Annotated in this window: 13 protein-coding genes; all 13 read right to left on the bottom strand. The window is 36.2% G+C overall.

The genetic code is table 11. From position 1 onward, the window contains the following. Positions 1-7 precede the first annotated feature (7 nt). Entirely contained in the window at positions 8-1,288 is a 1,281-nt protein-coding gene (locus tag KBF89_02195) for a replication-associated recombination protein A (protein ID MBP9115136.1), read from the bottom strand. Positions 1,289-1,296: 8 nt separating this feature from the next. Further along, positions 1,297-3,102, bottom strand: a complete 1,806-nt coding sequence (gene aspS / locus KBF89_02190; protein ID MBP9115135.1) for an aspartate--tRNA ligase — start codon at positions 3,100-3,102, stop codon at positions 1,297-1,299. 111 nt (positions 3,103-3,213) lie between these two features. After that, positions 3,214-4,881, bottom strand: coding sequence for a hypothetical protein (locus KBF89_02185; GenBank protein MBP9115134.1), 1,668 nt, complete (start codon positions 4,879-4,881; stop codon positions 3,214-3,216). After that, positions 4,871-5,704 carry a type II secretion system protein gene (locus KBF89_02180; GenBank protein ID MBP9115133.1) on the bottom strand — a complete coding sequence of 278 codons (834 nt, stop codon included), beginning with the start codon at positions 5,702-5,704 and terminating at the stop codon, positions 4,871-4,873. The genes KBF89_02185 and KBF89_02180 overlap by 11 nt, the downstream gene beginning before the upstream one ends. Beyond that, complete coding sequence (locus tag KBF89_02175; protein MBP9115132.1) at positions 5,704-6,720, bottom strand: hypothetical protein; 1,017 nt, start codon at positions 6,718-6,720, stop codon at positions 5,704-5,706. Before KBF89_02175 ends, KBF89_02180 begins: the two co-directional genes overlap by 1 nt. Before the next feature lie 62 nt (positions 6,721-6,782). Next, positions 6,783-8,045, bottom strand: a complete 1,263-nt coding sequence (locus KBF89_02170) for a histidine--tRNA ligase (GenBank protein ID MBP9115131.1) — start codon at positions 8,043-8,045, stop codon at positions 6,783-6,785. A 177-nt stretch (positions 8,046-8,222) separates the two neighbouring features. Continuing rightward, positions 8,223-10,559, bottom strand: a complete 2,337-nt coding sequence (locus tag KBF89_02165) for a bifunctional (p)ppGpp synthetase/guanosine-3',5'-bis(diphosphate) 3'-pyrophosphohydrolase (protein ID MBP9115130.1) — start codon at positions 10,557-10,559, stop codon at positions 8,223-8,225. A gap of 2 nt (positions 10,560-10,561) precedes the next feature. Beyond that, complete coding sequence (gene secF / locus KBF89_02160) at positions 10,562-11,503, bottom strand: protein translocase subunit SecF (GenBank protein ID MBP9115129.1); 942 nt, start codon at positions 11,501-11,503, stop codon at positions 10,562-10,564. 17 nt (positions 11,504-11,520) lie between these two features. Then, entirely contained in the window at positions 11,521-13,311 is a 1,791-nt protein-coding gene (gene secD / locus KBF89_02155) for a protein translocase subunit SecD (GenBank protein MBP9115128.1), read from the bottom strand. Then, the gene (gene yajC / locus KBF89_02150; GenBank protein ID MBP9115127.1) at positions 13,308-13,673 is read right to left on the bottom strand and encodes a preprotein translocase subunit YajC; all 366 of its coding nucleotides are present in this window, start codon (positions 13,671-13,673) and stop codon (positions 13,308-13,310) included. The genes secD and yajC overlap by 4 nt, the downstream gene beginning before the upstream one ends. A gap of 115 nt (positions 13,674-13,788) precedes the next feature. Further along, positions 13,789-14,868 (bottom strand): Holliday junction branch migration DNA helicase RuvB, encoded by a 1,080-nt coding sequence (gene ruvB, locus KBF89_02145; GenBank protein MBP9115126.1) that lies wholly within the window; start codon positions 14,866-14,868, stop codon positions 13,789-13,791. After that, positions 14,841-15,416, bottom strand: a complete 576-nt coding sequence (ruvA, locus tag KBF89_02140) for a Holliday junction branch migration protein RuvA (protein ID MBP9115125.1) — start codon at positions 15,414-15,416, stop codon at positions 14,841-14,843. The genes ruvB and ruvA overlap by 28 nt, the downstream gene beginning before the upstream one ends. Continuing rightward, on the bottom strand, positions 15,413-16,090 hold the full coding sequence (ruvC, locus tag KBF89_02135; GenBank protein MBP9115124.1) for a crossover junction endodeoxyribonuclease RuvC: 678 nt from the start codon (positions 16,088-16,090) through the stop codon (positions 15,413-15,415). Before ruvC ends, ruvA begins: the two co-directional genes overlap by 4 nt. Between the last annotated feature and the right edge of the window lie 36 nt (positions 16,091-16,126).

The raw sequence follows: 16,126 nt of genomic DNA, 5'->3' as shown, positions 1-16,126 counted from the left end.
ATGAATTCTAGGTAGCTTCTGCACCATTTTTCGATTCGACATAAAAGGTTTCATTAACTTCCTCTGGTAAATACTCTTGATGTACATATCCACCGTAAGCATGGGGATACTTATAAACTTCTAATTTTTTCTGTCCTTTTAAAGGGCTTTTTTCCACAAGGGCTTGTGAAACCTTATCTCTAAGGTGGTGAGGTACAGTCGATACTGGATGACTCCGCACATAATCAAGTGCTTTATCAATTGCTAGATAAGCAGAATTAGATTTTGGTGCTCGTGCAACTGCCAATGCTGCATGAGCGATAATGATTCTGGATTCGGGCATACCCACAAAAGAGACTGCTTGTGCAGCTGCATTTGCAACACCTAGTACTCTTGAATCTGCCAGACCAACATCTTCACTTGCTGCTACTACAACTCTTCTCATAATCGCAATTGGATCTTCTCCGGCATCTATTAGTCTTGCTAAGAAATACATAGTTCCATCTGGATCAGAACCGCGCATTGATTTTATAAATGCACTTAATACATCATAATGTTCTTCACCACCAGTCGGTCTTTGACGTGTCCCTAATATTTCACTTAAAACAGCGAGAGATGCTTTCTCAGTTTTTGTTGCACTAATTAAAGTCTCTAAGACTCCTAATGCGAAACGTACATCACCCGATGATGAGTTTGCAATTTCATGTAATATTTCTTTACTAACTTTTGTTTTTCTCTCTAATATTTTATCGTCGTTAGACATAGCACGATTCAATATTTCAATGATGTCATTACTAGTTGGTGATGTTAATGGATACATACTCATACGTGATCTCAAAGCTGCAGATAGTGAAACGTAAGGATTTTCAGTTGTTGCGCCAATCAAGCGAAACGTACCACGTTCCACATGAGGTAATAATGCATCTTGTTGCACCCTGGTCAAACGATGTATCTCATCTATAAACACAATGGTAAAAATATTTCTTTCACCTAAACGAACAGCTGCGCTTGCTGCAACTTTCTTAATATCCGATACACTTAAGCTCATTGCGCTTAACATTTCTAAAAAGTGCTTTGTTTCGTTAGCAATAACATTTACTATTGTTGTTTTACCGCAACCCGGAGGACCATAAAGAACAAAACTAGCACTCGATGATGTTTCAACTATTGAACGGAAAGGGCTTCCCTGCCCAACGAGTTCTTTATGGCCTACAACTTCATCAAAAGTCTTTGGACGCATTCTTTCAGCTAAAGGAGCACTCACCTTACGAAGATCAATCGATGTTTCGCTAAATAAACTCGATGTCATTACCTATACTATCCCTGTTTCCCGGCTCGTCTTGCTTTTAAAACTTCTTCGCGTATGCTTAACCCTAGTTCTTTGAGCTGTTCTTCATCAATTTCACTAGGTGCTTTGCTTAAAGGATCATGTCCAGTTTGAGTCTTAGGGTAAGCACTCACTTCACGTATATTCTCTTCACCAGCTAAAATAGCTGCAACTCGATCAATCCCATAAGCAAAACCAGCATGTGGAGGAGCACCGAATTTGAATGCATCGAGTAAAAAACCAAAACGGTTCATTTGTCGCTCTTCGTCCATCCCTAAAATTGCAAATATTTGGGATTGAATATCTCGCCTATGAATACGAACACTACCTGAGCCTAATTCCCAACCATTTAATACAGCATCATAACTCTGTGACCTAATAGATCGCACAAATATCTCATCGAGTTCCTCACCCGCTGCAATTTGTTTTTCCAATTTAGATAGTTTCTCCCAATCATCAACGTGGGGCATCGTGAAAGGATGATGTGCTGGTATTGGTTTTCCATCTTTTGATAAACCCTCAAATAGTGGAAAGTCAGTAATCCATAAAAACTTTAAAGGAGGGTCAGAAACATTTGGTCGCAACAAATCGTTGCGCAAGGTTCCCAATACTTCACATGCTTGTTGCCATTGATCAGCTACGATCAATAATAAGTCGCCTTCATTTGCATTAGTTGTTTTTATTAATTCTGATATTTCTTTTGGTGAAAGAAATTTAGAGATTGGTGAATCTAGACCGTCAGAAGTAACTCGCATCCAAACTAAGCCTTTGGCACCAAGTTTTTTTGCTTTTTCTGTAAGTGAATCTAAATTCGACCTAGAGATAGACCCTTGACCATCAAGGCAAAGTGCTTTTATCGTTGGTGCTTTAAAAGCATTGAACTCTGTAGATACAAATACTTGCGTACAGTCAATTAGCTTTGTTCCGAAACGCAGATCTGGTTTATCAATACCATATTCATCCATTGCCTTATGCCATGTCATAGTATCAAAGCTGGTTTCAACATCTGGGGCTACACTTTGCACAATTGCATTTAAACTTGTCGTGACACAAGCTAATACGTCTTCTTGATTTGCAAAACTCATTTCCATATCTAGTTGAGAAAATTCAAATTGGCGATCTGCACGTAAATCTTCGTCTCGTAAACATTTCGCAATTTGGAAATATTTATCTACACCACCAACCATTAGTAATTGCTTAAACAATTGAGGTGATTGAGGAAGCGCATAAAAGGTTCCTGGGCTTAAGCGCGATGGTACAACAAAATCTCTTGCTCCTTCTGGAGTTGACGCAATTAATAGAGGTGTTTCTACTTCAGTAAAGCCTTGCTCACTAAATGAATCACGAATTGCCTTATTCACTTTTGCTCTAATTTGTAGATTGCGTTGTAGCCTTGGTCTACGTAAATCTAAATATCGGTATTGATATCGCAAATTCTCGTCTACATTTTCTGCATTATCTAATGGAAAAGGAAGTGAATCACTAGCATTTAAAATTTCTAGTTCCTCTATATGTATTTCTATAGAACCGGTTTCCAATTCATCATTCTTTGTACCATCTGGACGCGTAGCAATTTTCCCTATTACTCTTACGCAGTATTCAAGACGTAAATCTTTTAATGATTCAATACCTTCTATACTTGGGTCTCCTACTATTTGGACGATACCGCTACGATCTCTCAAATCAAAGAATATAATTCCGCCATGATCACGGCGAGCATCTACCCATCCACAAACTTCCACTTTTTCGCCAACACTAACTTTGGCTGTTTCATTGTTATAGTGCGTTCTTAACATTTATTGATTTCCTCATATAGTATCGATACAGTCGAAATGGACTTATAAATATGAGCAAATTCTAGTTGAATTTTATTATAATTTTAGAAGTATTCTAAATATATTAATGAATTATGGGTTTGTTTGTTCAAAGCGAGTACAAGCATTATCACAGGGGATATCCTTAATACTAGATCTTATAAAAGGTACAGTACCATCTCGTAACATCGATGGTGGCTGTTCATATAGTAATCTATTATCGAAAACAACATATTTTATAAAACCATTAGTTACATTACCGTTAGAAACTGACTCTATTGAGCCAAAAGTTCCTCTATTATAGGATTCCATAGCTCCAAATAAAGTAAATCTCCCACCAGGAGCAGAAGTTGCCCATTGTTGCGTATATATTGTTCCTAGATATGAGGGTACAGAAGTATAATCAGTATTTGCTTTCAAGTAACCATTAACAGTTATATCTCGACATGCACTTCCACTAGGTATACAGGCAATAATTATATCTTTTCCAGAATATACACCTAATAAATCTTTTGTAGGATCAAGATATACGAGATTATTACTTATCAATATATCAGCATTAGGTCCAGGTGCTGATGCAATAGTTACTTTTCCTTTCACTGTTCCTGAAATACTTCCACCCTGCTCTAAAAAAATAACACCATTAGATGGCATAGGCACATTCTTAGTTGTACCACCGACTAGTGCGTCAAAAGTTCCATTATCTCTAAATGTTAAATTTGTGTTATATCGATAATTATATTTTGTAGAATTTTCATTTTTTGCAATTTGTTGTAAGTTTCCAGCGCTTTGATCTCCAACTCTGTCTGGTAAAACTACAGCTAGTCGTGTTGATTCCTTTGCGTTACCAGAAGTTGGCCCATTATTACAACCTGAAATTGATGGATTTCCTTTAGCTGAATTTCCAGCTATGCCAGTTGACGTAATATATTTATCACTGAATAGTCGAAAACCATTACATGCAAGTATTACGCTTGAGTTCGAGTGAATGTTACCATTGAATACGTCTTGTCCTGAATATGTACCAATACGCGAGAATGAAGAATCTGTAGCGGGCAAAGGTACGCCTGAATTTAATATTACAGAGTCAGCAACTGTCTCAGTTTGACTTATAGAAGCATATTCAACATATTTACGTTTACTAATATTTTGCTGCATTCGTGAATAAGTGCAATCCTTCACTAGCAAATTTGATTTACACTTAGTTCTTACAGCTATATCTATAATATATTCTTCATTTGTCAAATCACTAGAAAATTTATCACCTGAATTTCCAGTTATACCCAGGTCATAATCAGTAGCGGACGTTACCAAACTTTTTAAACGCAATCGTATACATTCTTTTGTTGCATCGGGACAAGATATAGATAAATCACCAGTTGGGGCAATAGAGATCTGTGGTCCCCAACAATAAGTTTTAGTTAATACTTTTCCTGATGTAGTTACTGTTGGTGTACATGAGGTAGGTACTACTTCTGTAGATCCAATTTTAATAGAACCTAATGCCTCAGTAATGTTTAATGACTTACTGGCATTTACTGCGGAATAAATAGTGTCTAGTCCAGATTCACCTTTAAGTCTTGCTTCCAAAACAGCACGGTTCTTAGAACTACTCTGTACATCAGAAAGTGTCATCAAAGTCATTGAAGATAATATACCAATAGTAAGAATTACAATGCCTAATACAGCAACTAACGCATAACCAGATTCATTGTTTTTTGTTTTGTTAAAATTTCGTCGGAATAAATTTTTAATTTCCATAAGCACCCGTTTCTAAATAGGCCTTCATTCCAGAGAGTTGTATGGTTTGCGAGAAATCATAAGTTGAATAATCTTTATTACCACCAATATTTTTGCCATTCTCGTAAGATAACTTCACTTGCATTGTAATCTTTAAAATTTTATTATAATTAACTGAATCAAAAGGAGAATTATCATAGTTGAAATATGAAAAGAGTGGTTCGCGTACCGGCATTCTACCTGGACTTGAAGTTAGTTCTTTATGTGGTCCCAAATTCACCACGATACTCGACGAGTTAGCAATTGGTGTACTTGAGCCAGTATTACATTCGTTATAATATAAGGTATCTGGATCATTCTGGTTACTTTTTATACAGGTTGATGTTGTACTATTTCCTGCAAATAAACATGCAAATTTCGATGGATAAATAATAGAAGTGTTTTGTGCAACATCACTTATATACCAACATACTGTTGAACCACCAGCTACAGATATCACCTGAGAACCATTAATGATTTCATCACATTTTTCAGGATTATTTTTGAAATAATTAGTATCGGTTGAAGCGGCTAAAGTTGCTTGTTGTGTCTTATATTGATTACAAGTTGGAATATTGGATGCACCAGAAACATCTTTTAAGACACGAGACATAGCAACCCGTCCTTGAGTCGTAACATCTTTCTTTGCTGAAGCTTGGTATGAAGCAGAGGAAAATGAAACAATAAATGTTACGGCAAATCCAAATACAATTACAGATATTAAGGTTGCTATCATTAATTCAATTAAAGAAAAGCCATTCTGTTCTCTTTTGTTTTCGTTAAATTTAAGTATGAATGAAGTCATCAAATTGCACCATTTCCTAAGGGTGCAACAGTCAAAGTTGCTGAAGACTTTGGAGTAGCACCATCTTGAAACAAAGTTGGAGTGGGTGCATTTTTAACAAGAAAGGGAAACCAAATACAATTACTTCCACCATTGCTTAGAGTATTGCGAGTTACTTGCAGACTACTAACTTGTATACTTCCATCAATAATATCTGGATACATTACAACTGTAGAACCAGAATTAAAATAACCACCTACCCTAGTCGATGAAGAAAAGGCAATTGAATCTTGAGGTATATTCTGTCGTTTGGTTACACTTATAGTTTCTTTGCCACTTGCTAAACTAATATTTTTCCAACTTAGTGTAACTTTTCTTGCTATAACATCTGGCTGTTGAACCTTATCAATGGTATTAGTACCACCTGTACACGCTGTAGAAGAATTTGTTGTTCCAGTTTTCTCAAACCAATAATTCACTTTTACTTCATATTTAACTTCAACACCAGAATCATTCAAAATAACTGGTCGTATAAACTCCTGATCACCTAATTCACATTTACCATCAGGTGCTCTATCATAACAAAAAGCGCTAATAAAATATAGATTATCATTATAGATATTATCTAATACCGCATTTCCATCTTCATCAATCATTATACCTGCATAGGGAGAATTTCTAGTAGCGGCTATTGTAGAAAAAGCACATGTTAGTACTCTTGACCATGGTGTTGTTGTTGCTAAACTTACAACATCTTTTACTACAATTTTTGTAACCCCTACATCAAACCCGCATCCCGCAGATTGCATATTTTCATGTAGAGAGGTCATTAAAGTTAGAGCACGATCTCTGGTTTCTGTTTGTATCTTTATATTAGTAAGTGTTGACAGATGTGATACTGCTGAAGCAGCAAGTATCAAAAGAATAGATGCTGCAACTAAAACTTCAACTAAGAACGAACCTTCTTCATTTGTTACATGCTTATTTTGCTTTTTCGTATTCTTAAAATAGTGGCGGATAAAATCAAATAACTTCACGTAGTTATTGTCGGCCACAAGAACCTAGAAATCCAGTAAAAATTACATAAATAGTTTATTTATTAATGTTTTTTTAAATAATCGATGATCATATCTGTAGTCATTTCGCATTGTTCGCCTGATGACATATTTCTTAGTGTAATAACTTTCTTATCCCATTCATTCTCGCCACAAATAATTACGAACCTCGCACCACTTCGATCAGCTTGTTTCATCGAAGCTTTCATTGATTTAATGCCGAAACAATTATCCACGCTAATACCGCTGTTGCGTAAATCAGAATTAATATTTTGAAAATAATTTTTAGACTCAAAGGAATTTATTAAATCAACAATAAAAACGTCTAATATTCGTGTTCGAATTTCAAGTTTTTCCGCTTCTATGACCATCAACAATCTTTCGATTCCCAACCCAAAACCAATACCGGGTGTTTCTTCACCACCCATTTCTTTTACTAATTTGTTATAACGACCACCAGCACATATTGTTGCTTGTGCTGCATCTATAGAACTTGATATAAATTCAAAAGTTGTATTTGTATAATAATCAAAACCACGAACAAGAGTCGGGATTACTTCAAACGGTATGCCTAAATTTGTTAAGGACTCTTTTATTACCTCAAAATCTGTGATACTTTGCTCAGATAAAAAATCTAAAATCTGGGGTGCATTTTTTGCTATCTCAATCCATGCAGGATCTTTAGTATCAAGAATACGCAATGGATTCTTTTCAACACGTAACGCAAAATCTTCGCCAAGTAAATCAACATACTTTATAAAATACTCTCTCAAGGCAATCATGTGTTTTGCGCGCGCTTCACTATCCCCCATTGAATTAATTCCTATTATATATTGAGTCACACCCAATGACTTAAAGAAATTATGAGCAAAAGCAATAATCTCAACATCTATCATTGGATCATCAATACCAATAGCTTCAATACCAAATTGGTGATGCTCTCTCAACCTACCTTTTTGAGGACGTTCATATCGAAAATGCTGATTCATATACCAAGCTTTGAAAGGTGAAATCGGCCTATGCTGTGCAACTACTCTGGCTATGCCCGCAGTGCTTTCAGGACGCAATGCAATATGACGATCGCCTTTATCATAAAAGTCATACATTTCCTTTGAAACAACATCAGTATCTTCACCCACACGATTAAATACTTCAATGTGTTCAAATACTGGTGTCATTGCTAGGTCATAGTTATATAAATGTGCCTGCTTGGCAAAAATATTAATCAGAGTCTGCCACTTACGTGCCTCAAAACCAAAAATATCTTTTGTACCAATTGGTGCCCTATATATGTCGCTTGTTGCCATTACAGCATTCTAGTACGTGATGATTGTAAATATTTTCCTATGCTTCACTCACGTTCTTGCGTCGCTAAAGTGACCACAATGGTCTTAGGTGTCATTGCTTGTTGTGGCCTGGCCATTCCTCACAGAAAAATATGAACCAAACAGTAAAGAATCTAAAATGAACCTACGCTCTGAATATTAAACTTTGTTAGACCCTGGTACGATTCTAGATGCATCGATTACACCTTCGGTTCTTCTTAATCCACTTATGATTGAATCTAAATGAGAAGGATCAGCCAATTCGAAATCGAACCTAAGTTTAGCTATACGATCAGAAGTAGTAAGTGTATTACATCCCATAATATTAACTTTAAAATCAGATAATGCAGAGGAGATATCTTGCAAAAGTCTAGGTCTATCAAAAGCTTCGATCTCAACTGAGACTATAAAGCTTGACCCAGAACCTAGGTCCCATTCTACATCGATCAATCGCTCATTTTGTGTAGTGCTTAAAGCCACAGCATTCGAACAATCAGATCTATGAACACTAACACCTCTACCTCTCGTAATAAAACCTATGATCTCATCACCTGGCACGGGTGTACAACACCTAGAGAGTCGAACCATAACATCGTCTAGCCCCTCAACATGAATACCTACATTTTTACTTCTGTTTTCACGGGCAAGTATTGTAGGTTTAAATGCAGTTGTAGACATTTGGGCATCGCCTGTCTCAAACTTCAAATGTTGGCTAAGTTTGAGACCTACTGTTTTAGGTGACAAATTATGATCACCAATTGCTCTATAAAGATCATCTAAAGATGTATAACTCATATCTTTTGCAAGTTCTGCTAAAGCATTAGTTGATTGAACTTTTTGAACAGGTAAACCTAACCTACGCATTTCTTTTATTAAATCTTCTTTACCAGAAACAGTTGCATCTTCTCTACGTTCCCTTGAGAACCAAGCACGAATTTTATTTTTTGCTTTAGAGGATTGTACGAAATCTGCCCAATCACGAGACGGTGCTGCATCTTCCGCTTTCGATGTAACAACTTCTACAGTATCACCAGATGAAAGCTTTGCATTTAAGGGTACAAGCCGACCATTAATTTTAGCGCCAATACATCTATGCCCTACGTCAGTATGGACAGCATATGCGAAATCTACGGCAGTAGCATCAAGTGGCAAAGACATAACTTTACCTTTAGGCGTAAAAACAAAAACTTCATCTTGTTCTAGATCATCTCTAAGCATTTCCATGAAATCATTTGGATCAGCTGTATCGTTTTGCCAGTCAACAATACGATCTAACCATGGAAGCGAAGATATATCTTGAGGAATAATTTGTTTTCTATTTTTCTTCATAGGATCAGACGTAGCTATCCTCTTGGATTTATTATCTTTGTTTGTCCCTCCACGACCAATATCTTTATATGCCCAATGGGCTGCTATCCCAATCTCTGCGCGTATGTGCATATCCTGAGTTCGTATTTGTACTTCGATAGGGACCCCTGATCCTGCTATTACTGTAGTGTGTAATGATTGATATAAATTAAATTTTGGCATAGCAATATAGTCTTTGAACCGGCCCTGAACTGGCGCCCATATGGAGTGAATAGAACCGAGTGCACCATAACAATCCTTAAGACTATCAACTATGACACGCACACCAACTAGATCTTGAACTTCATTAAAATCTTTACCGCGAACTACCATTTTCTCATATATTGACCATAAGTATTTTGGACGACCACTGATTTGTGCATTAATATTCACATTCTCTAAAAGTTCTTTAAGGTCTTGAGTTACATCGTCCAATAATTCTTGACGTTCGCCACTTTTTTCTTCAACCATGTATTCAATAGCGGCATAACGCTTAGGTTGCAATACTGCAAAACATAATTCTTCTAACTCGCTTTTGACATCGGAAATTCCTAGTCGATGTGCGAGCGGTGCATAAATATCCATTGTCTCTTGTGCTATACGTTTTTGTTTAACACCCGGCATGGCTGCAATTGTTCGCATATTATGAAGGCGGTCCGCGAGTTTAATTATTAATACACGAATATCTTTTGCCATTGCCACGAGCATTTTTCTCATTGATGCTGCTTGGGCTTGTTCATTACTTTGAAAATGTATTCGATCAAGTTTCGTTACTCCATCAACAATACCTGCAATATCTTCACCAAATAAATTTTTTACGTCATCTAATGTTGTGTTTGTATCTTCAACGCTATCGTGCAATAATGCACCACATATTGTCACATCGTCTAACCCTAATTCAGCAACAATATGAGCAACCATCACAGGATGCGCAATGTAAGGCTCGCCACTTCTACGAATTTGATTCTCATGTGCTTTTCTTGCGACTTCAAATGCTTTTACAATTATCTCTGAACTCTTATTCGGATGATGTAATTTATATATCTCGACTAGACCTGCGACATCAATATCAATGTGCGATCTTCTCCAAGGGAAGATACTTTTTGAATCGCGTTCATTATTGGATCGAGGAACGTCAGGTAGAGCCATACTCAAATATTATCGACTTTTTTACTCCATCGCTTGATAACAACTATTAAAGGCGTTGCGACATAAATTGAACTATATGCACCTGTAGCAAGACCGATTGCTAACGCCAAAGCGAAATCTAATAAAGCAACAGCTCCTAAAAGATAAGTTCCAACAAAAATTAACGATATAACTGGTAAAACAGCAACAATCGAAGTATTTATAGACCGCATAAGTACCTGATTTAAAGATGTATTAACCATTTCAGAGTATGTAGTTTGCCTCAATTTCTGCCATATTTTCTGGTTATCTCTTACTTTATCGAATACAACAACAGTATCATATAGCGAGAAACCTAAAATAGTTAAAAATGCGACTACTGTTGCAGGTGAGACCATAATATTAAAAACAGAATATACCCCCACGGTAATTATTATGTCATGTATAACAGCTGAAATAGATGCCAATGCCATCGACCATTCAAATCTGATAATCATATACAAGGCTACAAGAGCAAAAAATGCGATCATAGCATTTACTGCTTTAGACGTTAACTGTTTACCCCATGATGGACCAACATCAGAAAAAGAAATTTCTTCAATTTTTGTGCCAGAGTAATCACTAAGTTTTTTAAACAGAATATTTTGTTCAGCTTTTCCTATTTTCTTTGCAACAATTTTTACAGTGTCATTATTAACAATCTGTACTTTCGAATCTGCTAAACCTTCAGTCGCCAATAAATCTCTAACATCGGCGACAGAGGGTACTTTTTTATTCGACATTTTTAATTCAAAACTTGTTCCACCTTTAAATTCAATACTTGTATTTAGACCATTAACAAATAATGAACCGATTGAAATTGCAATTAACAGCCCGGAAATTGCTCCCCAGCGCCAAATTTTCGTTGTAAATTGAAAGTTGGTTTCTTCATGATATAGATCTGAAAGTGTTGATTTAAAAGTCATAATTTTCCTCTAGCCACTTAGGCTTTAATATCTTTATTGTCTAATGCAACAGTAAACCCGATAAAACGGTTTGTTATTAGCTTCGGACTTAGCGCCAATATCTTTACAAGTGGATGCATGAAGCAAACAGAAAAGATTAGGTCTAATACAGTTGATACACCTAAGAAAAAAGCGAATCCACGTACTGAACCTGCTGCTAGATAAAAAAGTGTTATAGCACCAAATAGTGATATTAGGTCTGCAGCTAAAATGGTTTTAAATGCAGCTTTAAAACCACTATCAAGTGATGAACGCACACTTCTTCCATACCTAACTTCATCTTTAAGCTTTTCAAAATAGACCACATAAGAATCGACAGTAACACCTAATGAGATAATAAGACCTACGATTCCGGCTAGTGTTAGAGATAAACCTTGAGTGCTACCTAACCATGAAATTAGTGCATATGTTGTCATACCTGAGAATAAGATTCCGCCAAATACAACAAGCGATAAAATACGATAGTAGAAGAACATATATAAAATAACTAGTAATAACCCTATACCTCCTGCTACTAAACCTGAATTTAGTTGGTCAGTACCAAGAGTTGGCGAAATTTTTGAAGCTGTTTGTTGTTCGAGTTCAACTGGAAGAGCACCAAATTTTAGTACCTGTGCTAAATTCTCTGCTTCATCACTAACATTTTTTGCACTACCGAAAGATATTTCGATTGTATCATTAGATAATCCATTTGCTAGATCAGGATTTATAACTGGATCTGAAACAATTATTCCATCTAGTACAATTGCAACTGCTTTATCACTTAGAGGTATTCCAATTTTTTCTGTAAATTGTTTTGAACTTTTACTCTTAAGCTTTACAGCAGTAGATATCTTACCAGTACTATCCACACTTTTATATGAATCGGAGACAATATCTCCACCTAACACTGCTGGACATAACAATTTTGGTAATCCTGTTATTTTATCTTTTCCTATAATCGCATTTTCAGGCTTATCATTCTCACGTGTTGTAAATGTTGATAAGTCGCCGGTCAAAGATACAGTAGTAGGATTTTTTCCTCCACATTGTACTTGTAAAGTGGAAATAGTTGTTTGTGTAGTTGTAGGTGTTGTGGTTGTGGTTGTGGTCGCTTCAGGAATGGTTGTAGCAGTTGTTTCTAACGTTACGTGTTTTCCTGCTTTGCCTGCTTGTGGTTCTGACGATGGAACACTTGTTGATGTAGTTGGAGTAGTCGTCGATTTATCAGACTTAGACTTAGAAGTCTTTGTCTTATCTTGATTAGAAGTCTTTGTCTTATCTTGATTAGTAACCGCAATTTGAGTCAATACCTCTTGTACTTGGGGATCAATTCCGTCACTTTGAAAATTATAGTTATTTTCTGCAACCTCACGAAAATACAATTTTGCAGTTTGACCAACTGTTTCTTGCGCGCGTTTAGCATCTTTTAATCCAGGAAGATCCACAATTATATTTTTACCTTCAGGGTACACTTCTGCTTCAGCTACACCTAAACCATCGACTCGTTCACGAATAATACTCACTGCTACATCGATATTTTTAGCATTAGGATTGCCTTTAGCTAGCAAAGTAACACTGACCCCACCTTGCAAATCTAGACCCAACTGTGGTTTTACATCTTTAATAAAAGTTAGAGAGAAAACATAACATACTGTTACAGTTGTTAGAACGAATAATTGGACGGGTTTTTTTATTCCGCCAGATGTTTTAAACGAAGAATATACTACAGCACCTATTAAAGCGACAGTAATAAACGTATAGACCCATGTTGGTATTGCATTACTCATTTATTTTCTTTCAAATCAGCGTCATCTTTTACAGTGTCATCTTTTTTTAAATCATCTATTTTAAGTTCTTCTTTTAGCACTTTTTTCATTGCAATCGACTTCTTAGAAAGTGTAATATTTGTTTTATTGGCAATTTCTAATTGAATTGTGTCGTCATTTATAGAATCAATTGTTCCATATATACCACCGTTTGTTATTATCTCATCACCTATTTCTAGATCATCTAATAGTGCTTTGTGTCTTAAAGTATTTTTTTTCTGAGGTCTAACTATCATAAAGAAGAATAAGAAAGCTATAGCAACCGCACTAAATAATAATGTCGGAATACCGCTCGAATTTGAATTTGCTGCAAATGTGATCATAAGGGCGAAATCTTAGTCGCATTTGTGAATAAATTGTGGTATTACACCTGCAATTTGGGTAATTATTCACGTATTATACTTAAATTTATTGATAAACTAGTTAAAAATGTAAATATTAATCTTTATCGGCTTGGTCTCTCTGTGGTATCGATTTTGGTTCTATATTTAGATGCATAAATGCTTTTTCAGTAGCTACCCTACCTCGTGAAGTTCTTTCTACAAAACCATTGATTATTAGATAAGGTTCAATCATATCTTCAATAGTTTCATTCGACTCACCTAAAGTGACGGCCAAGGTAGAAACGCCAACCGCTCTACCAGAATATGTTGCAGTTAGACATTCAAGATATGCGCGATCCGAATTATCTAGACCTTGCTCATCAATTCCAAAAAGTTCGCAAGCATTATTAACACCTTCTGGATTAATATCACTATCATGTTTTACAAGACAATAATCTCTAACACGTCTATATAAACGTTGAACTATACGAGGTGTACCACGACCACGTTTTGCAATTAAGCTAGCAGCCTCAGGTGTAATATTCGTCTCATCCAATTTCGCTACTCGTTCAACAATTTTTATTAAATTTTCATCTGTATAATACTGCACACGCGCAAAGAATCCGAAGCGATCACGCAGTGGCCCTGTTATTGAACCTGTACGTGTAGTAGCTCCCACTAAAGTAAATTTAGGAAGATCAATACGCACACTTCTTGCAGTCGGTCCTTTACCAATAACTATATCGAATTGGAAGTCCTCCATTGCCGGATATAGAACTTCTTCAATATTACGAGAGAGCCTATGGATCTCATCAATGAACAATACATCGTTGTCTTTAAGATTAGAAAGTATCGCTGCTAAATCGCCTGGTCTTTCAAGCGCTGGACCAGAAGTCACTGATAGGTTAACTCCCATTTCTCTAGCAATAATAGAAGCAAGCGATGTTTTACCCAAACCAGGTGGCCCTGCTAATAAAACATGATCTAAAGGTCGCAATGAAGTTTTTGCTGCTTCAATCATTATTGAAAGATGTGTAATAATGTCATCTTGCCCTACAAATTCATCAAAGCTACTAGGTCGTGTTGAATTTCGTATTTCAACATCAACCACTTCTTCTTCAATTTCTGGATCCACTAGATCAATTATTTCATTGCGCAAAATAAACCTTATACCTTTGCCATAAGTCGCAAACATTCTTTTATCATCACATCGATGCTCAAAGTTGGGTCTACATTAGTAATAATTGATGTTATCTCATCACGTCTATACCCAAGTTCCTCTAATGCTTCTCGAACTTCATTCTGTGTTGTGCTTTGAATATTTGGAACAAAAATATCGAATATTGATTGAACGCTGGACAACTCTACAACCATTCTTTGTGCAGTTTTTTTACCGATACCTGGTACTGAACAAAGCATATCTACATCAGATGTACTTAAAGCGTCGACTATGCCTTGGGCACTGAGGACAGAGAGCATAACAAGTGCCAGTTTTCCTCCTATACCGGAAACCGAAATCAATTTTTCAAAAAGCTCTTTAGAACTCGACTCAATGAAACCAAATAAAACAATAGAATCTTCCCTAACTTGTGTATGAACAAATACTGTAATTGCATTACCAGCACGTAAATTTATTGTCTCACGTTCGGGCATAGAAACTTTATAACCCACACCATTTACATCTATAGTAACGTCACCGTTTAATGTCACGCTTGCTATATTGCCATTTAGAAGAGCAATCATCTAGTAATACCTTCCCGTTTTTTTGGTAGTTCATATTCTCGATCAGGTTTTGCCTTTCGAATAATATTTTTCTTTACAGAGTTTGACACTATTTTTTGTTTTTGTAAATTTTGTGATGTGATCGCATTAGCTATTGCATCATGTAATTTAGAACCCGCATATATTGCACTCTCGGAATCATTACCCTCTGATGGTGCCTGTTGAAATAAAGAATGAGTAATTGCTACAGCTAAAGCATCTGCAGCATCTGCTGGCTCTGGAATTTGATTTAGATTCAACAATCTTGTGACCATGGTTTGTATTTGAATTTTGTCAGCTTGCCCATCACCGGTCACAGCATTTTTTATTTGTGTAGGCGTATATTCAAAAACTGGTATAGACAATGATGAAGCAACAGAGTGCACTACACCGCTAACCTGTGCGACACTTATAGCAGTAGATACATTTGCCTGAAAAAAAACTTTTTCTATAGCTATTACATCTGGTTTAAATTCACGTATTAGTAAATCTATATCTTGGTGAATTTCTTTTATACGCTCAGTTGTGGTGTTCTCTTTGGGTGTAGATAATATACCGTTAGAAATTATTGAAATATCTCGTCTTTGCCCGGACATTATTAAGCCGTAACCGCATCGGGTTAATCCTGGATCAATACCTAATATTCGCGCGAACATAAGTTCGATTCTAGCCGAAATAGCCGGATTTAGAGA

The organism is Acidimicrobiia bacterium, from assembly GCA_018057765.1.
In the GTDB taxonomy this organism is placed as follows: Bacteria; Actinomycetota; Acidimicrobiia; order IMCC26256; family JAGPDB01; genus JAGPDB01.
Note: the sequence above shows the minus strand (reverse complement) of the source record. Positions and strands in the feature narration are given on the sequence as shown.